Raw genomic sequence first — 22,564 nt, 5'->3', positions numbered from 1 at the left:
TCTCCCTAAGAGTTACAGCACACCGGCATGCTGCAGTGCGCGCTCAACCGCCGGGTGCGCACTGGCGCTCAGCGGTGTCAGCGGCAGACGCAGGGTGTCGGTCGCTATCAGTCCCAATACCTTGGTGGCCCATTTTACCGGTATCGGGTTTGCTTCTATAAACAGATCGCGATGCAGCGGCATCAGGCTCAGGTTTAGCCTGCGTGCGGCATGGAAATCCCCGGCCAGCGTCAGGCGGCACATTTCCGCCATCTGGCGCGCGGCCACGTTCGCGGTTACCGAGATAACCCCTTTTCCGCCCAGACGCATAAAGTCCAGCGCCGAGGCATCATCACCGCTGAGCAGGATAAAGCGATCGTCGTTGACCAGATCTTGGATCTGCCCAACGCGGCTTAAGTTCCCGGTCGCTTCTTTAATCGCGATAATATTGTCAATCTGCGCCAAACGCGCCACGGTCTCCGGCAGCATATCGCAACCGGTGCGCGACGGCACGTTATACAGAATCTGCGGCAGATCGGTACAAGAGGCGATGGCACGGAAGTGCTGATACAACCCTTCCTGCGTCGGCTTATTATAATACGGCGTGACCGACAGACATCCCACCACCCCGCTGTGATTAAAACGCTCGGTCAGCGCAATGGCCTCGGCGGTGGCGTTAGCGCCCGCCCCGGCGATCACCGGAATCCGGCCATCGGCCAGCTCCAGCGTCTGTAAAACCACGTTGACATGCTCGTCATGGCTCAGCGTGGCGGACTCACCGGTGGTGCCCACGGCAACAATGGCGGACGTCCCGCTGGCGACATGGTAATCGACCAACTTTTTCAGGCTCGCGCGATCGACATTTCCCTTGTCATCCATCGGCGTTACCAGCGCTACAATACTTCCCGTGAACATAGTCCATCCCCCTCTAAAAACAGGCGTCTCATGGTACGTTTTAAAGCATTGCCAACGCAAGTAGACATCTGAATGCTAATTGCTTGTAGCATACTTTTTTTTATGATTACCTTGGTACACCCACTATCGATACAGGAAGAACTCTTTTGCCACAGCCCAATCAACACTATCTAGTCATCACCGCCCTTGGCGCGGACCGCCCCGGCATCGTCAACAATATTACCCGCCACGTCAGTAGCTGTGGCTGCAATATTGAAGACAGCCGACTGGCGATGTTGGGCGAAGAGTTCACGTTCATCATGCTGCTCTCCGGCAGCTGGAACGCGATCACCCTGATAGAGTCCACCCTGCCGCTGAAAGGCGTAGAGATGGATCTGCTGATCGTAATGAAGCGCACCACCTGGCACGAGCGTCCTACCATGCCGGCCACGGTCTGGGTGCAGGTCGAGGTCAAAGACTCGCCGCACATCATCGAACGCTTTACCGATCTGTTTGACTCACAGCGCATGAACATCGCCGAACTGGTCTCCCGAACCCAGACCCGCGACGGTTCCGATGAGCAACAGCTCTATATTCAAATCACCGCCCATAGCCCGGCCAGCCAAGATCCCACGCTGATCGAGCGCGCGTTTAACCAGCTCTGTCTCGAGCTCAATGCGCAGGGCAGCATTAACGTAGTCAATTATTCTCAGCATGACGGTTAAAGACGGAGAGAGTCGTAATGAGTCCATTGCAAGCCGGTAGCATCGCGCCACAGTTTACCCTATTGGATCAAGACGGTGAGCAGATCGGTCTGGCCGACTTCCAGGGCCAGAGAGTACTGGTCTACTTTTATCCCAAAGCCATGACCCCAGGCTGTACCGTACAGGCCTGCGGGCTGCGCGACAGCATGAATGAGCTGAAACAGTACGGCGTAGAGGTGCTGGGGATCAGCACCGATAAACCGGAAAAGCTCTCCCGCTTTGCGGAGAAGGAGCTGCTGAACTTTACCCTGCTGTCCGATGAAGAGCACCGGGTCGCCGCCCTGTTTGGCGTGTGGGGAGAGAAAACCTTTATGGGGAAAACCTATGACGGCATTCACCGCATCAGCTTTCTGATCGACGGCAGCGGCCGCATTGAACACGTATTCGAGGGGTTTAAAACCAGCAACCACAGCGACGTGGTGCTGGAGTACCTGCGCAGCCACCCGTAACGCCCGCGGCGCGACGCCCTCTGGCGCCGCGCCCGTCTAGGCGCTACCCGTTGGCACCGGGCGTCGCGTCATTACCGAAGTCATCCGGCCAGGCGTGGATCACCGCCTTCACCAGGGTCGCCAGCGGGATGGCAAAGAAAACCCCCCAGAATCCCCACAGTCCACCAAAGATGATCACCGACAGAATGATCACCAGCGGATGCAGGTTAACCGCCTCGGAGTAGAGCAGCGGCACCAGAACGTTACCGTCCAGCCCCTGCACCACCAGATAGGCGATGAACAGCGACCAGAAATCCGCCCCCATCCCCCACTGAAACAGTGCCACCAGCACCACCGGAATGGTCACCAGCACCGCGCCGATATAGGGAATGAGTACCGAGACGCCGACCAGCACCGCCAGCAGCAGGCCATAGTTCAATCCCAGCACCAGAAACACCAGATAGGTCGCCACGCCGACCACCAGCATCTCCACCACCTTACCGCGGATATAGTTGGTGATCTGCTGATTCATCTCCAGCCAGACCTGCCCGGCCAGGCCGCGCTCGCGCGGCAGCACCCGGCGCAGCGCATTGAGCATCTGCCCCTTATCCTTGAGCAGAAAGAACACCATCAGCGGCACCAGCACCAGATAGATGGCCAGCGTGACCAGCCCGACCAGCGACGCCAGGGAGAACTTCAGCACCGACTCGCCCATCAGCGCCATCCGCGCGCGCAGGTTCTCGACCACCACATCGATAATGCCCGCATCCATCAGGGCCGGGTAGCGGCGCGGCAGCGTGGCGGCATACTCATAAAAGCGGGTCACCATCTTCGGCATGTCGCTCATCAGCGCCAACCCCTGCTGCCAGGCGATCGGGATCACCACCAGCATCGTCAGCAGCACAATCCCGATAAACAGCAGCAGCACCACGCAGACTGCCCATAGCCGCGAACAGCCAACCAGCTGCAGTTTATGGGTCGGCCACTCCAGCAGGTACGCCAGGACAATGGCAACCAGCAGCGGCGCCAGGATGCCGTTAAAGAAATAGATAATGCAAAATCCCACCAACAGGATGGTCAGCAGGGCGATCGCCTGGGGGTCGGTAAAGCGGCGCCGGTACCACTGCCTCAGCATTTCAAGCACGGTTATACTCCTTCATTCTGCGCCGCGGCGCGACTGCTCCATAAATTCCGTTACATAACAACATGATAAATAGTAACCAACAAGTTTTGGCACGGCCGAGCAATAGTGGCAGAATGGACAAACGTCAGGTTATTGCAGGACACGGTCCTTTATCTGGCCTAGTGTAATAGAGAGCGGGTGCGGGAAGAAGAACTCTTCGCCGGGATCGGCGTCAAATGTCTATCGTTGCCTTGGAAGCGTCACTCATGACTTTACGGTTCAACAGATCGCTTATCGCCCTGCTGCTGGCGGGCGGGCTATTCGGCGCCGCGCCCTCGCTGCACGCCGCCGCCATACAGGATCAATCGCTGCCGGATATCGGCACCACCGCCGGCAATATCCTCAGCATCAATCAAGAGCTGGCGATGGGGGACTTTTACGTGCGCCAGCTGCGGGCCAGCGCGCCGCTGATTAACGATCCCCTGCTCGACGGCTATATCAACCGGCTGGGAGAGCGCCTGGTTTCCCACGCCGACGGCGTGCGCACCCCTTTCCACTTCTATCTGGTTCGCAATGACGACATCAACGCCTTTGCTTTCTTCGGCGGCAACGTGGTGCTGCACAGCGCCCTGTTCCGCTATACCGACAATGAGAGCCAGCTGGCCTCGGTGATGGCCCATGAGATCTCCCACGTCACCCAGCGCCACCTGGCGCGGGCGATGGAGGAGCAGCAGCGCACGGCGCCGCTGACCTGGGTCGGCGCCCTCGGCTCCATCCTGCTGGCGATGGCCAGCCCGCAGGCGGGCATGGCCGCCCTGACCGGCACCCTGGCGGGGGCCCAGCAGGGAATCATCAGCTTTACCCAGCAGAATGAGCAGGAGGCCGATCGCATCGGTATTCAGGTGCTGCAGCGCGCCGGATTCGATCCCCAGGCCATGCCCAACTTTCTGCAAAAGCTAGCCGACCAGTCGCGCTACTCCTCCAAGCCGCCGGAGATCCTGCTGACCCACCCCTTGCCGGACAGCCGCCTGACCGATACCCGCAACCGCGCCAACCAGATGCGCCCCCACCCGGTTCAGTCCTCGCTCGACTACCTGCTGGCCAAGGTGCGCACCCTGGGCATGTACAGCGGTAACGACCTCGACGGCGGCTATCTCAGCAGCGACATGCTGGATACGCTGGCGCGCGGCAACGTGCGCGAGCAGCAGGCGGCACGCTATGGGCGGGCCATCCTGTTCTCTCAGGCCAACAAGTTTGACGACGCGCGCCGCACCCTGCAGCCGCTGCTGACGGCCGATCCCGACAACGTCTGGTATATCGACCTGATGACCGATATCGACCTCAACCAGAAGCAGGCGGCGGCGGCCATCGCCCGTCTGGAGGCCGCGCTGGCAAAAAATCGCAGCGATCCCGTTCTGCAGATCAATCTGGCCAACGCCTATATTCAGGGCGGAAAGGCGTCCCAGGCCTCTCGCCTGCTGTATCGCTATACCTACAGCCACCCCGACGATGTCAACGGCTGGGATCTGCTGGCGCAGGCCAGCGCCGCACAGGGGCTGCGCGACGAGGAGCTGGCCGCCCGCGCCGAACAGCTGGCGCTGACCGGCGAACTGCAGCAGGCGATCGGGCTGTTGGGCAACGCCAGCGCGCTGATGCCCCTCGGCAGCCTGAAGCAGGCGCGCTATGACGCCCGTATCGATCAGCTGCGTCAGCTGCAGGAGCGCTTTAAACAGTACCAGCGCCGCTGATGCTCACGCCCCGGCGCCGCGGGCGCCGGGGAATTTCCCCTAACTACAGGAGCCCCTATGTCCTCCGTCGTTATCTATCACAATCCCCGCTGCTCTAAGAGCCGCGCCACGCTGCAGCTGCTGGAAGAGCGCGGTATCCATCCCGAGATCGTACCGTATCTGGAGACGCCGCCGGATGCCGACGCGCTGCGTGGCCTGCTCGCCGCGCTGGGCTTTGACTCCGCGCGTCAGCTGATGCGACGGGGCGACGATCTGTATCAGCAGCTGGATCTGGACAACCCGACGCTGGACCAGGACGCGCTGATCGCCGCGCTGGTCGCGCACCCCTCGCTGATAGAGCGCCCCATCGTGGTCAACGGCCCGCGGGCGCGCCTGGGCCGCCCGCCGCAGCAGGTGCTGGAAATTCTGTAAATAGCGTTGGGCGCCGGGCGAGTCCGGCGCGCGACATAGATCGCTGCTCGGCTACAGCAGCAGCGTCTCTTTAACGAAGGGGATGGTCAGCTTACGCTGGGCGGCGATAGAGGCCCGATCGAGCTGATCCAGGGTCATAAACAGGGTGCGCATCTCACGATCCAGACGCTTAAGCAGAAAGCGACCCACGTCCTCCGGCAGCTCAAAGCCGCGCAGACGGGCGCGCAGCTGCAGCGCCTGCAGCTTCTCCTCATCGCCCAGCGGCTGCAGCTTATAAATCTGCCCCCAGTCCAGGCGCGAGGCCAGATCGGGCAGCCGCAGATTGAGCTGGCGCGGCGGACGATCGCCGGTGATCAGCAGGCGGGTGCGTCCGCTCTCCTGAATACGGTTATACAGATTGAAGATGGCCATCTCCCAGGCCTCATCGCCGGCGATACATTCGATATTATCGATACAGACCAGCGCCAGCTGCTCCATGCCGTCCAGCACTTCGGGGACAAAGTAGGCCCGCTTATCGAGCGGCACAAACCCGACCGCTTCGCCGCGCTGCGACAGCTCGGCGCAGGCCGCATGCAGCAGATGGCTGCGTCCGCCGCCCTCGCGTGACCAGAAATAGATGTAGGATCCGTGCTCTTGACGTAATGCATTCTGCAGCGCAGCGAGCAGCGCGGCATTCTCCCCCGCGTAGAAACTGGCAAAGGTTTCATCGTCGGGCAGATAGAGCGGCAATGAAAGCTGGGTGGGCGTGTTCAGATTCACCTCAGACATGAACTTGCAAAAAACGCTTTCAGTTTAACACAGAAATGCGCACAGGCATGCGCTAATCACGCCGCGGCGCTAAAAACCCACGCCGGGGCGCGCCCTATCCCCCCACCCGCGGCGCGCCCCGGCGGCGGCCCTACGCGGCGCTAACGCCAGCGCGCCGTCTTCAATATGGAATAGTTCCCCGTCCCCAGGCAGGCCAGCGCCAGGCCACCCACGCCGTAATAGAGCAGGCTCTCAATCGCCGATGCGCCGCTCTTCGTCAGGCTGAAAGTATCGCCAACGTGGACCAAATACCAGGCGAACAGCATCGTAAACGCCATGATCAGGGCCGAAGGCCGAACCAACACCCCCAGCACGATCAGCGCCGGCGCCAGCAGCTCCCCAACGTAGGTGCCGTAGCCGAGAAACGCCGGCAGCCCCTTAGCCGCCAGCAGCGCATTGATGCCCGTCAGGCCGAAGGCAGCTTTATTGACGCCATGAAACAGCATCAGGCCGCCCAGCGTGATACGCAGCAGCAATTTACCGAGATCCTCATTGTGCAACAGATGGTTCAGGCGCAGCAGGAATACATTCATGAGATAAATCCTTTTTCACAGTTAAATATCCTTACGGGCCGGGAAGCCCACTGACGCGGCGCCAACGCCACCCTCACCGAGGAGGAAGATAAATAAAAAGAAGCAGGATCAAGAGAATAGCCAGCGGCGGCAGCGCGCCCTAACGCGCTTAACATAACCACAGGGCATAGAGAAAAGAGGACATTGCGTGCGGTGGATCCGCCCCGCATCATCGCGACGCACACGGGCGGAAAGGAGGGAGCCGGACTCCGCCCGGCTCCCGTCGGCGGCGTTAGATATCCTCCGGCAGCTCAATAATCTCTTCTTCTTTGCGCATCAGGCTGAACAGCTTGAACAGCAGGCTCATCCCGATACCGACGATGGTCGCCAGCGCCATGCCCTTCAGCTCCGCGGCGCCGATGTGCACCTTGGCACCGCTGACGCCGATGATCAGGATGACCGAGGTCAGGATCAGGTTCTGCGCCTTGTTGTAGTCGACCTTGGAGTCGATCAGCACCCGGATCCCGGACGCCCCGATCACGCCATACAGCAGCAGGGAGACCCCGCCCATCACCGGCACCGGGATCACCTGGATCGCCGCCGCCAGCTTACCGACGCAGGAGAGCAGAATCGCCAGCACCGCCGCCCCGCCGATCACCCAGGTACTGTAGACCTTGGTGATCGCCAGCACGCCGATGTTTTCGCCGTAGGTGGTGTTCGGCGTCGAGCCGAAAAAGCCGGAGAACATGGTGGAGAAGCCGTTGGCAAACATGGAGCGGTGCAGGCCCGGATCGCGCATCAGATCTTTCTTCACGATATTGGCGGTCACCACCAGGTGGCCGACGTGCTCGGCAATCACCACCAGCGCCGCCGGCAGGATGGTCAAAATGGCGAACCACTCAAAGCGCGGCGTATAGAAGGTCGGCAGCGCAAACCAGTGGGCCTCTTTGATCGGCGTAATATCCACCACGCCCATAAAGAAGGAGAGCGCGTAGCCTACCAGCACGCCGATCAGGATCGGGATGATGGCCAAAAAGCCGCGGAACAGCACCGAGCCCAGCACCGTCACCGCCAGCGTCACCATGGAGATGGTGATGGTGGTGCCGTCGGCGCGGGCGCCGTCGGCCGGCAGCAGGCCGGCCATATTGGCCGCCACGCCGGCCAGCTCCAGGCCGATCACCGCCACAATCGCCCCCATTGCCGCCGGGGGAAAGATCACGTTCAGCCAGCCGGTGCCGGCTTTTTTCACAATCAACGCCACCAGACAGAACAGCGCGCCGCAGACGATAAAGCCGCCCAGCGCCAGCTCATAGCCTAGCGGCAGCAGCAGCATCACCGGTGAAATAAAGGCAAAGCTGGAGCCGAGATAGGCCGGGATCTTGCCTTTACAGATAAACAGATACAGCAGAGTGCCGATGCCGTTGAACAGCAGTACCGTCGCTGGGTTGATCTTAAACAGAATGGGAACCAGCACGGTGGCGCCAAACATGGCGAACAGGTGCTGAAAGCTCAACGGAATCGTTTGCAGAAGCGGCGGACGCTCGCTGACGCCGATGACGCGACGGGTCATGGTGTATTTCCTCTCTCGTTAATCGATAGTATTGGTGTTTGAAAGGGGCGTGACGCTCCCGGCGTCACGCCAAAAAAAAGCCGACTAACAAGTCGGCTCACGGGTTATTTGGTACCAAATATTTTATCGCCGGCGTCGCCTAGACCCGGAATAATGTAACCCTTATCGTTTAGGCCCCGATCGATGGAGGCGGTGTACAGCTCCACGTCCGGGTGCGCCTTCTCCAGCGCGGCGATGCCTTCCGGCGCCGCCACCAGCACCAGCACCTTGATGGAGCGGCAGCCAGCGTTCTTCAGCAGATCGATGGTGGCGATCATGGAGCCGCCCGTGGCCAGCATCGGGTCGACGACCAGCGCCATACGCTCATCGATGTTGGAGACCAGCTTCTGGAAATAGGGAACCGGCTCCAGCGTCTCTTCGTTACGGTAGATCCCCACCACGCTGATACGGGCGCTCGGCACATGCTCCAGCACCCCTTCCATCATGCCCAGTCCTGCGCGCAGGATCGGCACCACGGTGATCTTTTTCCCTTTAATCTGTTCAACTTCGACCGGGCCGCACCAACCATCAATGGTTACTTTTTCTGTTTCGAGGTCTGCGGTCGCTTCATAGGTCAGCAAACTGCCCACTTCAGAGGCCAGTTCACGGAATCGTTTGGTGCTGATGTCATTTTCACGCATCAAACCCAGTTTGTGTTTCACAAGCGGGTGTTTCACTTCAACGATCTTCATTTTTTTCTCCCATGTAGCTGTTCTGCGCCCAAAAAAATCGCGAGATTATACCGCCTTTTCGCCCGCTTGCCAGAGGAAAAAGCATGATCTCAATCAATAAAGAAACACTCTGTTACCTGTCGTGCGAAAACGTTACCGTCGGGCATTACGGGATAGCAAACGTTTGCTTTGGCTGCTAGAATTGCGCCGCCTGACTTTTTCCGCAGGGTTCGCGGACGCCTCATCGCGCTGCCGACGGACCACGCCTAACCGCCATGGGGATTTACGCAGTGACCGACAAAACCGCTCTCAGTTACAAAGACGCCGGCGTAGACATTGATGCTGGCAACGCTTTGGTTGACCGAATTAAAGGCGTCGTCAAAGAGACCCGCCGACCTGAAGTGATGGGCGGCCTGGGCGGCTTCGGCGCACTGTGCGCGCTGCCGCAAAAATACCGTGAGCCGGTGCTGGTCTCCGGTACCGACGGCGTCGGCACCAAGCTGCGTCTGGCGATGGATCTGCAGCGCCACGACAGCATCGGTATCGATCTGGTGGCCATGTGCGTCAACGACCTGGTGGTTCAGGGCGCCGAGCCGCTGTTTTTCCTGGATTACTACGCCACCGGCAAGCTCGACGTCGATACCGCGGCGAGCGTCATCGGCGGGATCGCGGCGGGCTGTAAACAGGCCGGCTGTGCGCTGGTGGGCGGGGAAACCGCCGAAATGCCCGGCATGTACCACGGCGAAGACTACGACGTGGCCGGATTCTGCGTCGGCGTGGTCGAGAAGTCCCAGATTATCGACGGCAGCCAGGTGCGCCCCGGCGATGCCCTGATCGCCCTGGCCGCCAGCGGGCCACACTCCAACGGCTACTCGCTGATCCGCAAGATCCTGGAGGTCAGCGGCTGCGATCCGCGCACGACCATGCTGGCCGGGCGCCCGCTGGCCGACCACCTGCTGGCGCCGACCCGTATCTACGTCGCCGCCTGTCTGGATCTGATCGCCAGCCATGAGGTGCACGCCCTCGCCCACCTCACCGGCGGCGGCTTCTGGGAGAACATTCCGCGCGTGCTGCCGGCCGGCGCCAAGGCCGTCATCGACGAAGGCAGCTGGCAGTGGCCGGCCGTCTTCGACTGGCTGCAGCAGACCGGCAACGTCAGCCGCCGCGAAATGTACCGCACCTTTAACTGCGGCGTCGGGATGGTAATCGCCCTGCCGCAGGCACAGGTCGACTCCGCGCTGGCGCGCCTGAGCCAATCCGGCGAACAGGCCTGGCTGCTGGGCCATATCGCTGAGGCGCAGGGCGACGAGCCGCAGGTCGAGATCCTGCGCTGAGGGGGCATGCCATGAAGCGTATCGTCGTGCTGATCTCCGGCCAAGGCAGCAATCTGCAGGCGCTGATCGACGCCTGCGCCGCCGGACGGATTCCAGGGCGCATCGTCGCCGTTTTCAGCAACCGCGCCGACGCCCACGGACTGGCGCGCGCGCGCCGAGCCGGCATTGACGCGTGCGCTCTGTGTGCGGATGACTACCCCGACCGCCAGGCCTTCGACATGGCGCTGGCGGCGCAGATCGCCGCCTATCACCCTGACCTTCTGGTACTGGCCGGCTATATGCGCATCCTCTCGCCGGCCTTTGTCCAGCGCTTCGCCGGGCGCATGCTCAACGTTCACCCCTCGCTGCTGCCGCGCTACCCCGGTCTGGATACCCACCGCCGGGCCCGGGACAATGGTGATACCCAGCACGGCGCCTCCGTTCACTTTGTCAGCGACGCGCTGGACGGCGGTCCGGTGGTGCTGCAGGCCCAGGTACCGATCTTCGCCGACGACAGCGTCGCCGAGATCGCCGCTCGGGTGCAGGTACAGGAGCACGCCATCTATCCGCTGGCGGTCGCCTGGTTCTGCAGCGATCGTCTACGACAGCGCGACGGTCTGGCCTGGCTGGACGGACAGGCGCTGCCGCCGCAGGGGTACGCCAGCGATTAGCCACGCGGCGACCGTATCGACGCCGTCGCCCCCTGCAGTTATTAATAAACAGCGGTTATAATATCGTTCCCTATCCGGCGGCCTCGGCCGCCCATTCCCTGCGACGAGAGGAACGATTATGTCCAGCGAGAGTTACGTCAGGTTACATCCCCTGGAACGGGAAGACCTGCCGTTTGTCCACCAGCTTGATAACAACGCCAGCGTGATGCGCTATTGGTTTGAGGAGCCCTACATCGCCTTTGTCGAGCTGGCCGAACTGTACGACAAGCATATCCACGATCAGAGCGAGCGCCGCTTTGTGGTCGAGCAGAACGGCACCAAGATAGGGCTGGTTGAGCTGGTCGAAATCGACCATATTCACCGCCGCGCCGAGTTTCAAATCATCATCGATCCCGCCCATCAGGGACACGGCTACGCCAGCCGCGCGGCGCAGCTGGCCATGGAGCACGCCTTTGCCGTGCTCAACCTGTATAAGCTGTACCTGATCGTCGACAAAGAGAACCACAAGGCTATCCATATCTATAGCAAGCTGGGCTTTGAGGTCGAGGGGGAGCTGATCCACGAGTTTTTCATCAACGGCGAGTACCGCAACGCCATCCGCATGTGCATGTTCCAGCACCGCTATCTGGCCATGTACCGCGCGCCGGCGCCGGGCGTATAGCGCCGCGGTTGGACTTTCCCCCCGCAGACTCGCCATAATAGTAGGGCAATGTTCCGTCCACGGCGGTATCACCGCCGGGCAGCCGCCCCGCGCAGCGCGGGACGGATCGTTTTTGCTTTGGTACTGGAGTCACAATGGGGCAGGAAAAGCGCTATATCGACAAAGAGCTCAGCTGGCTATCCTTCAATGAGCGCGTACTGCAGGAGGCCGCCGATAAAAGCAACCCGCTGATCGAGCGCATGCGCTTTCTCGGCATTTATTCCAGCAACCTGGACGAATTCTATAAGGTGCGCTTCGCCGAGCTGAAGCGCCGCATACTGATCAGCGAGGAGCAGGGCACGGATAACGGCAGTTCACGCCACCTGCTGCAGCAGATCCAGGCCAAGGTGCTCAAGGCCGATCAGGAGTTCGACTCCCTGTACAACGACCTGCTGCTGGAGATGGCGCGCAATCAGATCTTCCTGATCAACGAACGCCAGCTCTCCGAAAACCAGCAGGTGTGGCTACGGCAGTACTACCGCAACCATCTGCGCCAGCATATCACGCCGATCATGCTCGATGAGGAGACCGATCTGGTCTCCTTCCTCAAGGATGACTACACCTATCTGGCGGTGGAGATCGTCAGCGGCCAGCAGACCCGCTATGCGCTGCTGGAGATCCCCTCCGACAAGGTCGAGCGCTTCATCATGCTGCCGCCGGAGACGCCGCGCCGACGCAAGCCAATGATTCTGGTGGACAACATTCTGCGCTACTGCCTGGATGACATCTTCTGTGGCTTCTTCGATTACCACACCCTGAACGCCTATTCGATGAAGATGACCCGCGACGCCGAATACGATCTGGTGACGGAGATGGAGTCCAGCCTGATGGAGCTGATGTCCTCTAGCCTCAAGCAGCGCCTGACCGCCGAGCCGGTGCGCTTTGTGTACCAGCGCGACATGCCCGACGAGCTGGTCAGCCTGCTGACCCGTCGGCTGGGCATCTCCTCCTACGATTCAGTCATCGCCGGGGGGCGTTACCACAACTTTAAGGATTTCATCAAGTTTCCCAACGTCGGTAAGGCCAACCTGCTCAATCGCCCGCTGCCGCGCCTGCGCCACGTCTGGTTCGATCGCTTCCGTAACGGCTTCGACGCCATCCGCGACCACGACGTGCTGCTGTACTACCCCTATCACACCTTCGAGCACGTGCTGGAGCTGCTGCGCCAGGCCTCCTTCGACCCCAGCGTACTGGCGATTAAGATCAATATCTACCGGGTGGCCAAGAACTCCCGCATCATCGAATCGATGATCCATGCGGCCCACAACGGCAAGAAGGTCACGGTGGTGGTGGAGCTGCAGGCGCGCTTCGATGAAGAGGCTAACATTCACTGGGCCAAGCGGCTGACGGAGGCCGGCGTACACGTGATATTCTCGGCCCCGGGGCTGAAGATCCACGCCAAGCTGTTCCTGATCTCGCGCCGCGAAGGCGACGACATCGTGCGCTATGCCCATATCGGCACCGGTAACTTCAACGAGAAAACCGCCCGGCTGTACACCGACTATTCGCTGCTGACCGCCGATGCCCGTATCACCAACGAAGTCCGCCGGGTATTCAACTTTATCGAAAACCCCTATCGCCCGGTTAATTTCGAACACCTGATGGTCTCCCCGCAGAACTCACGCCGCATGCTGTATCAGCTGATCGATCAGGAGATAACCCATGCCCAGGCCGGGCTGAGCGCCGGGATCACTCTTAAGATCAACAACCTGGTAGATAAAGGGCTGGTCGACCGTCTGTACGCGGCCTCCAGCGCCGGGGTAAAAATCCGCCTGCTGGTGCGCGGCATGTGCGCGCTGGTGCCGGGGATCCCGGGAGTCAGCGATAATATCAGCGCCATCAGCATCGTCGATCGCTTCCTGGAGCATGCCCGGGTCTATGTCTTTGACAACCACGGCGATCCGCAGGTCTTTCTCTCATCGGCCGACTGGATGACCCGCAACATCGACTACCGCATTGAAGTGGCGGTGAGCCTGCTCGATCCCCTGCTGCGCCAGCGGGTGCTGGATCTGCTGGAACTGCAGTTCAGCGATACCGTCAAGGCCCGCTACCTCGATCGGGAGCTGAGCAACCGCTATGTGCCGCGCGGCAACCGCCGCAAAGTGCGCTCACAGCTGGCCATCTATGATTACATCCGGGCGCTGGAACATGCCGACGCCCAGCAGGCGCGAGAGCTCCCCGTGCCGCCGACCCATGACTGAACCGGACTGCCTATGCCGCTGATTCCCACTTCGCCCCGTCCGCAGGAGATCGCCGCCGTCGATCTCGGCTCCAACAGTTTTCATATGGTGATCGCGCGCGTCGTCAACGGCGCGCTGCAGGTGCTGGGGCGGCTAAAGCAGCGCGTCCATCTGGCCGACGGCCTGGATCAGCATCAGTGCCTGAGCGAGGAGTCCATGGCGCGCGGCCTGGCTTGCCTGGCCCTGTTCGCCGAGCGCCTGCAGGGCTTTCCGGCGGAAAACGTCTGCATCGTTGGCACCCATACCCTGCGCCAGGCCAACAATGCCCAGGAGTTCCTCAAGCGCGCCGCCAAGGTGATCCCCTATCCCATCGAGATCATCTCCGGCCATGAAGAGGCGCGCCTGATCTTTATGGGCGTCGCCCACACCCAGCCAGAGAAGGGCCGCAAGCTAGTGATCGATATCGGCGGTGGCTCCACGGAGATGGTGATCGGCGAGGACTTTGACCCGATTCTGGTCGAGAGTCGGCGCATGGGCTGCGTCAGCTTTGCCCAGCAGTTCTTTACCGGCGGCGTCATCAGCGCCGCCGGTTTTCAGCGCGCCCGCCTGGCCGCGGCGCAAAAGCTGGAGAACATGGCCTGGCAGTACCGCATTCAGGGCTGGAGCGCCGCGCTGGGCGCCTCCGGCTCCATTAAGGCGGCCTATGAGGTTCTGGTCGCCATGGGCGAAAAAGATGGGCTGCTCACTCCGGCGCGTCTGGCGATGCTGTGCGACGAGGTGCTGCGCTACGACCACGTCGATCGCCTGCGTCTGCCGGGGCTGTCCGAGGATCGCCGCCAGGTCTTCGTTCCGGGGCTGGCCATTCTGTGCGGGGTGTTCGACGCGCTGGCGATAAAGCAGCTGCGCCTGTCGGACGGCGCGCTGCGCGAAGGGGTACTGTATGAGATGGAGGGGCGTTTCCGCCACCAGGATATCCGCAGCCGCACCGCGCTCAGCCTGGCCGAGCACTACAATATTGACCGTGAGCAGGCCCAGCGCGTGCAGGCCAGCGCGCAGCAGCTCTACGCGCAGTGGATGGTGCAAAACCCGCGGCTGGTGCATCCGCAGCTAGAGGCGCTGCTCAACTGGGCGGCCGCGCTGCACGAGGTGGGGCTGAGCATCAACCACAGCGGCATGCAGCGCCACTCGGCCTATATCCTGCAAAATACCAATCTGCCCGGATTCACCCAGGAGCAGCAGCTGATGCTGGCGACGCTGGTACGCTGCCAGCGCAAGGCGCTGCGGCTGGAGGAGCTGCCGCGCTTCACCCTGTTTAAGAAAAAACAGTATCTGCCGCTGATCCAGATCCTGCGTCTGGCTACCCTGCTCAACAATCAGCGCCAGTCCACCGCGCCGCCCGCGACGCTGCAGCTGGAGACCCATGGTTTTCAGTGGGTGCTGCGCTTCCCGTCCCACTATCTGCGGCAAAATAGCCTGGTGCAGCTGGACGTGGAGAAGGAGCAGGCGTATTGGCGCAGCGTCGACGGCTGGAGCCTGGTGATCGAAGCGCAGCTAGAGGACTAGCGCGCGCCGACGCGCACGCGAGCCCGCGCTAATCAGGCCGACGGTGCGCCGTTGAACACCAGATGGGACGGCAGGGTAAACGCGAAGCGGGTTCCCTGCCCGAGAGCGCTATCGATCGCCAGCTGCGCCTCGTGGTGCTGCAGCGCATGCTTGACGATGGCCAGTCCCAGCCCGCTGCCGCCGGTGCGGCTAGAGCGGGAGCGGTCGACCCGGTAAAAGCGCTCGGTCAGATGGCTGAGGTGCTCCTGAGCGATGCCCGGCCCATTGTCCTGCACGCTAAAGTAGGCCCCCTGCGCGGTGCGCTGCCAGCATACCCTAATCTGCGTTCCCGCCGGCGTATGGTTGATCGCGTTATACACCAGGTTAGAGACGGCGCTGCGCAGCTGCTCCTCGTTGCCGCGCACCCGCAGGCCATCATCAATGCTAAAGCGTAGCGTGTGCTGGCCGTCGCTCAGCGCGTTGGCCTCGCGCTCCAGCATATGCAGCATCGCCGGGACATCGACCACCGCGCTGAGATCGATGTCCGGCGCCGCCTCAATCCGCGACAGCACCAGCAGCTGCCGAACCAGTCCATCCATACGCTGCGCCTGCGCCTGCATGGTCAGCAGCGCCTTCTCCCGCTGCGGCGCCGGCATGGCATCGTCGCCAAACATCTCCAGATAGCCCTGCAGCACCGTCAGCGGCGTGCGCAGCTCATGGCTGACGTTGGCAAAAAAGTTGCGCCGCGCGCCCTCCAACTGACGCTTTTGGGTCACATCGCGCGCGATCATCAGCATCTGCCCCTCGCTGTAGGGCATCAGGCGAAACTCCATATAGCGCCCGCTGTTCAGGTGCAGCGTCAGCGGCCGAGCGTAGTCGGCGTCGCCCAGATAGCGGCTAAATTCGGGATAGCGCAGCAGATTGCGGATATTCTGCCCATTATCCTCCGGCCAGCGGAACCCCAGCAGATGCTGCGCCAGATGGTTACACCAAAAGATGTTGCCCTCATCGGTCAGCATCACGATGGCATCGGGCAGCGACTCCGCCCCGCTGCGGAAGCGTTTGATCAGCAAAGCCAGCTCACGCCGCCGCCGCCGATTGCGCTGCTGCATCTGATACAGCCCGTAAAACAGCGGCTCCCAGCTGCCGCGCCCGCTGGGCGGCGTCATGCTGCGATCCACCCACAGCCAGTGGGAGAGCCGCAGCTGATTCCAGCCGTGCCACAGCAGCAGCAGGCACAGCGCCGACAGTAAAAACCAGGGTAAATAGCCGAACAGCGCACCGAGCAGCAGCGCCGGCACGCAGCACAGCAGCAGCTCAGACAGCAGCGTCTTCCAGGAGAGTTTATCTAGCACAGTCAGAACTCCGTCGCCGATCAGAAACGGGCGGAGAAACGGTAGCCGGTACCGCGCACGGTCTGCACCATGCGATCGTGCCCGCTGCCCTCCAGCGCCTTACGCAGACGGCGAATGTGGACATCGACGGTACGATCCTCCACATACACGTTAGTGCCCCAGACATGATTGAGCAACTGTTCGCGGCTGTAAACCCGCTCAGGGTGAGTCATAAAGAAGTGCAGCAGTTTAAATTCGGTCGGCCCCATCTCCACCGCGTCGTCCTGGGCCGTCACCCGGTGCGAGACGGGATCGAGGCTCAGCCCCTGCAGGTTGATGGTCTCCTCCAGCGCCATCGGCGAAATGCGGCGCATCACCGCCTTGATCCGCGCCACCAGCTCTTTGGGTGAAAACGGCTTGGTAATGTAGTCATCGGCGCCCACCTCCAGACCGCGCACCCGATCTTCCTCTTCGCCGCGCGCCGTCAGCATCATCACCGGAATCTCCCGGGTCGCCGGCTCCCGCTTCAGCTGCTTGATAAGCTGGATACCCGAGCCGCCGGGCAGCATCCAGTCCAGCAGAATCAGATCGGGGTAAGGCTCGCACAGCTGGCTTAACGCACCGTCATAGCTCTCCGCCTCCAGCGGCTGATAGCCGTTCTGCTCCAGAACGAAACTCACCATATCCCTGATGGGCGTTTCATCTTCTACGACTAAAATGCGTATGCTCATACTGACTTCCCGGTTAATTGTCATCCGCTGCAATTATGCGTCATTTTTATGACAGATTTATGAAAAAAAAGAGATCCCCTCTCGCCGCCGCGGCCAACGGGTTGGCGCCCTTTTGTCGCGCCGGGTATACTGGCCGCCATATCCTCCGCCCGCCGCCGCGGGCGCGCCCTCCGTTGCCAAGCAAGGGACACCATGCGTCTGATCCATACCTCCGACTGGCACCTTGGCCAGCATTTCTACGGTAAAAGCCGCGCCGATGAACACCGTGCGTTTCTCGACTGGCTGCTGCTGCAGGCCGAGCAGCAGCAGGCCGACGCCATCATCGTGGCCGGCGATCTGTTCGATACCGGAACGCCGCCCAGCTATGCCCGTGAACTGTACAACCGCTTTGTGGTGGCGCTACAGGGACGCGGCTGTCAGCTGATCGTCCTGGCGGGTAACCACGACTCGGTGGCGACCCTCAACGAATCCCGCGAGCTACTGGCCTGCCTGCATACCCAGGTGATCGCGGGCGCCCACGCCGACGATGCGCCGCTGCTGCTGCGGCGACGCGACGGCAGCCCCGGCGCCATCCTGTGCGCCGTTCCCTTTCTGCGACCGCGCGACCTGCTGCAAAGCCGCGCCGGCCAGTCCGCCGCGGAGAAGCAGCTGGCGCTGCAGCAGGCCATCAGCGATCACTACCACGCCCTGTATCAGCGTGCGCTGGCGCTGCAGGCCTCGCTAGCGCAGCCGCTGCCGATCGTCGCCACCGGCCACCTGACCACCGTCGGCGCCAGCGGCTCCGAATCGGTGCGCGATATCTATATCGGCACGCTGGATGCCCTGCCGGCCAGCGCCTTTCCCCCGGCAGACTATATCGCCCTGGGGCACATTCACCGCCCGCAGCGGGTCGGTCACGCGGAGCATATTCGCTACAGCGGCTCCCCGATCCCCCTGAGCTTTGACGAGTTGGGCAGCAGCAAAAGCGTCTGCCTGGTGACCTTAGCGTACGGCAGCGCGCCGCAGATAACCCAGCTGCCCATCCCCCAGACCCAGCCGATGCGCCTGCTCAAGGGCTCGCTGACGGAGATTGGCGCAGCCATGGAGGCCCTGCGCCCACTGGCGACGGACAAGCCGGTCTGGCTGGACATCGAGATCGACAGCGACGGCTGGCTCAGCGAAAGCGAACGCACGCTGCAGCAGCAGGCGGAGACGCTGCCGGTGGAGATCCTGCTGCTGCGGCGCAGCCGTGAGCAGCGTCAGCGCGCCCTGACCATGCAGGCCGGCGAGACCCTGAGCGAGCTGACCCCCGACGACGTATTTAGCCGACGCCTGGCGCTGGAGCAGGAGAGCGATCCTCAGCAGCAAGCGCGGGCGCAGCGGCTGTTCCAGCAGGTGCTGCAGGAGATAACGCTAGACCCCGATACCGAGGAGACGCAGGCATGAGGATCCTCAGTCTACGCTTTAAGAACATCAACTCGCTGCGCGGCGAGTGGAAAATTGACTTCAGCGCCCCCCCCTTCTGCGATAGCGGGCTGTTTGCCATTACCGGCGCCACCGGCGCGGGAAAAACCACCCTGCTGGACGCCATCTGTCTGGCGCTGTACCACCAGACCCCGCGTCTGGACACCATCTCCGCCAGCCAGAATGAGCTGATGACCCGCGGCACCGCCGAATCCTTGGCCGAGGTGGAGTTTGAAGTCAAGGGGATAGGCTACCGCGCCTTTTGGAGCCAGCGGCGCGCCAACAACCGCCCCGACGGCAAGCTGCAGGCGATACGCGCCGAGCTGGCGCGGCTGGATGACGGTACGATCCTGTGCGATAAAATCAGCGATAAGCTAAAAACCATCGCCGAACTGACCGGCCTGGACTTTGGCCGCTTTACCAAGTCGATGATGCTGTCGCAAGGGGAGTTCGCCGCGTTCCTCAACGCCGATGCCGGCAAACGCGCCGAGCTGCTGGAGGAGCTGACCGGTACCGAGATCTACGGGCGCCTCTCCGAGGCGGTCTTCGCCCGCTTTAAGCAGGCCAAGAGCGATCTGGACGCGCTGCGCGAACGCGCCGCCGGCGTTGAGCTGCTCAGCGACGCCCAGCGCGAGGCGCTGCAGGCCAGCCTGACCCACGCCCAGACGCAGGAGCAGGCGCTGCGCGCTCAGCTGACGCAGGCGCAGCAGCAGCAGGCGTGGCTACGGCGTCAGCAGGAGCAGCGCCAGGCGCTGAGCCAGGCACAGACGCAGGCCGCCCAGGCCGAGCAGCACTGGCTCGCCCTTCAGCCGCAGCTGCTGCGGCTGACCCACGCCGAACCCGCGCTGCGGCTGCGGCCGTATTACCAGAGCCTGACCCAGGCCGAGGAGGATCTACGCCAGGCCGACGCCCAGCAGCATCAGCTGGAGGCGCGTCTACAGGCGGCGGCCGCCCAGCGGGCGCCGCTGCAGCAGGCGCTACAGCAGGCGCAGCAAGCCTGGCAGCAGCTGCGCCAGCGCCGTGATGAAACGCAGGCGCTGATCGCCGAGCGAGTGCTACCGCTGGACAATGCGCTGAGCAAACAGGAGGAGGCCGAACAGCGGCTGTCGCAGCAGTGGCAGGAGAGTCAGCGCCAGCTGCAGGATCTGCAGGCGCAGCAACAGCAGCTCAGCGCGCAGCAGGAGGCCCAGCGACAGCAGCACGCCGCGCTGCAGCGGCAGCTGGACGCCGCCCGGCAGCACGCCCAGTGGGGCGAACGGCTGCCGCGCTGGCAGATGCTGCTGGAGCGCCGCGGCGTGCTCAGCGACGACGGGCTACGGCTAAGCGCCGAGCGGACGCGGCTGCAGCAGGAGATACAGCACCTGTGCCGCCAGCGCGATGCGCGCCAGGAGACCCTGCTTGGCCTGCAGCAGGACGAGCAGCGCCTGCGTCAGGCGCTGGAGACGCAGGAGGCCGAGCTGCAAGCGTGGCAGCGCCACCACCCCGCCGAACACGTAACGCAGGCGCGAACGACCCTGCAGCAGGGCGATGACGATCGCCAGCAGCTGATCGCGCTGCAGCCGCTGGCCCTGCAGGAGATGGCGCGCATACAGGCGCTGCAGGCGCGCGATGGCGCACTGCAGCGCGAGCGTCTAATCCTGGAGCAGCAGCTCGCGGAGAAGCGGCGTCAGTACGCGGATAAGCGCCAGCACCTGCAGGATCTGGAACAGCAGATAGCGCTGCAGATGCGACTGATCAGCCTGGAAACGGAGCGCGCCAGCCTGCGTGAGGGCGAACCCTGCCCGCTGTGCGGCGCATGCGATCACCCGCTGGCGGCCAGCTACCAGCCCCCGGCGCTCAGCGACAGCCAACGGCGCCGCGATCGCCTCAGCCAGGAGGTCGAGCGCCTGGGACGGGAAGGCGGAGCGCTGAGCGAACGCGCGGCTCAAGCCGCGGCGCAGTGCGCCCAGCTGGAAAGCGAAGCCCAGCAGCTGCAGCAGACGCTGACCCAGCAGCGCGCGCGCTGGCAGCAGATCTGTGACGCGCTGGGGCTAGCGCTGGCGCTGGAGGATGAGACGGCCCTCGCCGACTACCTGCAGCGCTGCGCCCAGCGGCGCCGCGAGCTGGACAGCCTGCAGGCTCAGGGAGAGGCACTGGCACAGCGCCTGCAGCGGGCGCGCGACGCCCTGACCCAGGCCAGCGGGCGGCTGAGCCAGGAGCAGCATGCGCAAAGTCTGCTGCTGCAGACGCTGCAAACCCAGGAGACCCGCCGCGCGGAGTGCGAGCGCCAATGGCAACAGACCGAGCAGGAGCAGCAGAGTCTGACACAGCAGATAGCCGACGATCTGGCCGACGGCGAACTGACGGCGCCCGATGCCGCACAGAGCGAGCGCTGGCTGGCGGCGCGACGCGACGAGTGGCAGCGTTGGCAGCAGGCGCAGGCGCAGCACCAGCAGCTGCAGACCCAGGCGCTCAGCCTAGAGCAGCAGCTACGCCTGCTGCAGCAGCAGCTGACGACGCAGACGCAGCACCACGAGACGCTGACGCGCGAGCGCCAGACGCTAGATGAGCAGCTGGCCCTTCTGCTGGCCCAGCGGCGCGCCCTGCTCGACGGCCGCCCGATCGCGGACGTTCAGGCCGAGCTGCTGCACCAGGAGCAGGCGCTGGAGCAGCGTCAGAGCGCCGCGCTGGCGGAAAGTCAGCGCTGGCAGCAGCAGTATGAGCGACTGGAGGGCGAGCTGAGCGCCGCCCGCCAGCAGCAGCAGACGCTGACCCAGCGCCTGCTGCCGCTGCGTCAGCGCTGGCAGTCTGCGCTGGCCGACTCCCCCTTTAGCGACGACGCCGCTCTGCTGGCTGCGATGCTGACGGAAGAGGAGCAGCGGCAGCTCACGGCACTGCGCGACGACGCCCAGCGGCAGCGGCAGCAAAGCGCGGCCTTGCTGGCGCAGGCTCAGCAGGCCGTTGCCCAGGGTGAGGCGACCCGCCCGCAGGAGTTGCATATCGACGACGACGACCCGTGGCTGGAGCAGCGCTGTAGCGCGCTGACGCAGCAGCTGCGCCAGCACAGCCTGCAGCAGGGCGAGCTGCAGCAGCAGCTGCACAGCGACACCCAGCGGCGCCACAGCCAGCAGGGCTGGCTGGCCGAGATAGCCCAGCGCGAACGGGCGTATCAGGACTGGAGCTACCTCAATCAGCTGATCGGCTCCAGCAGCGGCGACAAGTTCCGCAAGTTTGCTCAGGGGCTGACGCTGGACCATCTGGTCTATCTGGCCAACCGCCAGCTGATGCGCCTGCACGGACGCTACCAGCTGCTGCGCCGAGAGGGCGACACCCTGGAGCTGGAGGTCGTCGATACCTGGCAGGCGGATGCGCGGCGCGATACCCGCACCCTCTCCGGCGGCGAAAGTTTCTTGGTCAGCCTGTCCCTGGCCTTGGCGCTGTCGGATCTGGTCAGCCACAAGACCCGCATCGACTCGCTGTTTCTGGATGAGGGATTTGGCACGCTGGATGCCGAGACGCTGGATACCGCGCTGGACGCGCTGGATACCCTGAACGCCAGCGGTAAAACCATCGGCGTCATCAGCCACGTCGAGGCGATGAAGGAGCGGATCCCGCTGCAGATCCGGGTGAAGAAAATCAACGGACTGGGCTTTAGCCGCCTCGACAGTCGCTATCGCGTCAGCGGCGACGGGGAGTCATAAGCCGGCGCGGGCGCCGGCGTACCG

General features: G+C 63.0%; 19 protein-coding genes. 11 read left to right on the top strand and 8 right to left on the bottom strand.

What is annotated here, in order from left to right:
- Window positions 1-12: 12 nt before the first annotated feature.
- A complete protein-coding gene (gene dapA / locus L1P05_RS05350; protein ID WP_012847960.1) occupies window positions 13-894 on the bottom strand; it encodes a 4-hydroxy-tetrahydrodipicolinate synthase in 882 nt (293 codons plus the stop codon).
- 146 nt (window positions 895-1,040) lie between these two features.
- On the opposite strand from dapA, the gene L1P05_RS05345 reads away from it, so the two are divergent.
- The gene (locus tag L1P05_RS05345) at window positions 1,041-1,598 is read left to right on the top strand and encodes a glycine cleavage system transcriptional repressor (RefSeq protein ID WP_012847959.1); all 558 of its coding nucleotides are present in this window, start codon (window positions 1,041-1,043) and stop codon (window positions 1,596-1,598) included.
- A 17-nt stretch (window positions 1,599-1,615) separates the two neighbouring features.
- Complete coding sequence (gene bcp, locus L1P05_RS05340; protein ID WP_015461166.1) at window positions 1,616-2,086, top strand: thioredoxin-dependent thiol peroxidase; 471 nt, start codon at window positions 1,616-1,618, stop codon at window positions 2,084-2,086.
- Window positions 2,087-2,129: 43 nt separating this feature from the next.
- Here the strand turns inward: bcp and L1P05_RS05335 are convergent, their stop codons facing one another.
- Window positions 2,130-3,209 carry an AI-2E family transporter gene (locus L1P05_RS05335; protein WP_012847957.1) on the bottom strand — a complete coding sequence of 360 codons (1,080 nt, stop codon included), beginning with the start codon at window positions 3,207-3,209 and terminating at the stop codon, window positions 2,130-2,132.
- A 245-nt stretch (window positions 3,210-3,454) separates the two neighbouring features.
- Here L1P05_RS05335 and bepA point away from each other — a divergent pair, with 245 nt between their 5' ends.
- A complete protein-coding gene (gene bepA, locus L1P05_RS05330; RefSeq protein ID WP_012847956.1) occupies window positions 3,455-4,936 on the top strand; it encodes a beta-barrel assembly-enhancing protease in 1,482 nt (493 codons plus the stop codon).
- 57 nt (window positions 4,937-4,993) lie between these two features.
- A complete protein-coding gene (gene arsC / locus L1P05_RS05325) occupies window positions 4,994-5,347 on the top strand; it encodes an arsenate reductase (glutaredoxin) (protein WP_012847955.1) in 354 nt (117 codons plus the stop codon).
- Window positions 5,348-5,398: 51 nt separating this feature from the next.
- On the opposite strand, the gene hda is transcribed toward arsC, so the two are convergent.
- From hda to upp, 4 genes are all read right to left on the bottom strand, one after another.
- The gene (gene hda, locus L1P05_RS05320) at window positions 5,399-6,115 is read right to left on the bottom strand and encodes a DnaA inactivator Hda (RefSeq protein ID WP_012847954.1); all 717 of its coding nucleotides are present in this window, start codon (window positions 6,113-6,115) and stop codon (window positions 5,399-5,401) included.
- A 140-nt stretch (window positions 6,116-6,255) separates the two neighbouring features.
- Complete coding sequence (locus L1P05_RS05315; protein ID WP_012847953.1) at window positions 6,256-6,687, bottom strand: DoxX family protein; 432 nt, start codon at window positions 6,685-6,687, stop codon at window positions 6,256-6,258.
- Window positions 6,688-6,958: 271 nt separating this feature from the next.
- On the bottom strand, window positions 6,959-8,236 hold the full coding sequence (uraA, locus tag L1P05_RS05310) for a uracil permease (RefSeq protein ID WP_012847952.1): 1,278 nt from the start codon (window positions 8,234-8,236) through the stop codon (window positions 6,959-6,961).
- 104 nt (window positions 8,237-8,340) lie between these two features.
- Window positions 8,341-8,967, bottom strand: coding sequence for a uracil phosphoribosyltransferase (upp, locus tag L1P05_RS05305; protein WP_012847951.1), 627 nt, complete (start codon window positions 8,965-8,967; stop codon window positions 8,341-8,343).
- Between the two features lie 269 nt (window positions 8,968-9,236).
- Between upp and purM the strand changes: the two genes are divergently transcribed.
- From purM to ppx, 5 genes are all read left to right on the top strand, one after another.
- The gene (gene purM, locus L1P05_RS05300) at window positions 9,237-10,280 is read left to right on the top strand and encodes a phosphoribosylformylglycinamidine cyclo-ligase (RefSeq protein WP_012847950.1); all 1,044 of its coding nucleotides are present in this window, start codon (window positions 9,237-9,239) and stop codon (window positions 10,278-10,280) included.
- Between the two features lie 11 nt (window positions 10,281-10,291).
- A complete protein-coding gene (gene purN / locus L1P05_RS05295; RefSeq protein ID WP_012847949.1) occupies window positions 10,292-10,930 on the top strand; it encodes a phosphoribosylglycinamide formyltransferase in 639 nt (212 codons plus the stop codon).
- Window positions 10,931-11,048: 118 nt separating this feature from the next.
- Entirely contained in the window at window positions 11,049-11,591 is a 543-nt protein-coding gene (gene speG, locus L1P05_RS05290) for a spermidine N1-acetyltransferase (RefSeq protein ID WP_012847948.1), read from the top strand.
- Window positions 11,592-11,725: 134 nt separating this feature from the next.
- Window positions 11,726-13,831 (top strand): polyphosphate kinase 1, encoded by a 2,106-nt coding sequence (ppk1, locus tag L1P05_RS05285; protein ID WP_012847947.1) that lies wholly within the window; start codon window positions 11,726-11,728, stop codon window positions 13,829-13,831.
- Window positions 13,832-13,843: 12 nt separating this feature from the next.
- Window positions 13,844-15,373, top strand: coding sequence for an exopolyphosphatase (gene ppx / locus L1P05_RS05280; RefSeq protein ID WP_012847946.1), 1,530 nt, complete (start codon window positions 13,844-13,846; stop codon window positions 15,371-15,373).
- 32 nt (window positions 15,374-15,405) lie between these two features.
- On the opposite strand, the gene phoR is transcribed toward ppx, so the two are convergent.
- Window positions 15,406-16,707 (bottom strand): phosphate regulon sensor histidine kinase PhoR, encoded by a 1,302-nt coding sequence (phoR, locus tag L1P05_RS05275; protein ID WP_012847945.1) that lies wholly within the window; start codon window positions 16,705-16,707, stop codon window positions 15,406-15,408.
- Window positions 16,708-16,727: 20 nt separating this feature from the next.
- Window positions 16,728-17,417 (bottom strand): phosphate regulon transcriptional regulator PhoB, encoded by a 690-nt coding sequence (gene phoB, locus L1P05_RS05270; RefSeq protein WP_012847944.1) that lies wholly within the window; start codon window positions 17,415-17,417, stop codon window positions 16,728-16,730.
- 192 nt (window positions 17,418-17,609) lie between these two features.
- On the opposite strand from phoB, the gene sbcD reads away from it, so the two are divergent.
- Window positions 17,610-18,842, top strand: coding sequence for an exonuclease subunit SbcD (gene sbcD / locus L1P05_RS05265; protein WP_012847943.1), 1,233 nt, complete (start codon window positions 17,610-17,612; stop codon window positions 18,840-18,842).
- Window positions 18,839-22,540 (top strand): AAA family ATPase, encoded by a 3,702-nt coding sequence (locus tag L1P05_RS05260; protein ID WP_012847942.1) that lies wholly within the window; start codon window positions 18,839-18,841, stop codon window positions 22,538-22,540. The genes sbcD and L1P05_RS05260 overlap by 4 nt, the downstream gene beginning before the upstream one ends.
- The last annotated feature ends 24 nt before the right edge of the window (window positions 22,541-22,564 follow it).

It is taken from the genome of Edwardsiella piscicida, from assembly GCF_021733145.1.
In the GTDB taxonomy this organism is placed as follows: Bacteria; Pseudomonadota; Gammaproteobacteria; order Enterobacterales; family Enterobacteriaceae; genus Edwardsiella; species Edwardsiella piscicida.
The sequence above is the reverse complement of the archived record's forward strand: the minus strand, read 5'-3'. Positions and strand labels throughout refer to the sequence as shown.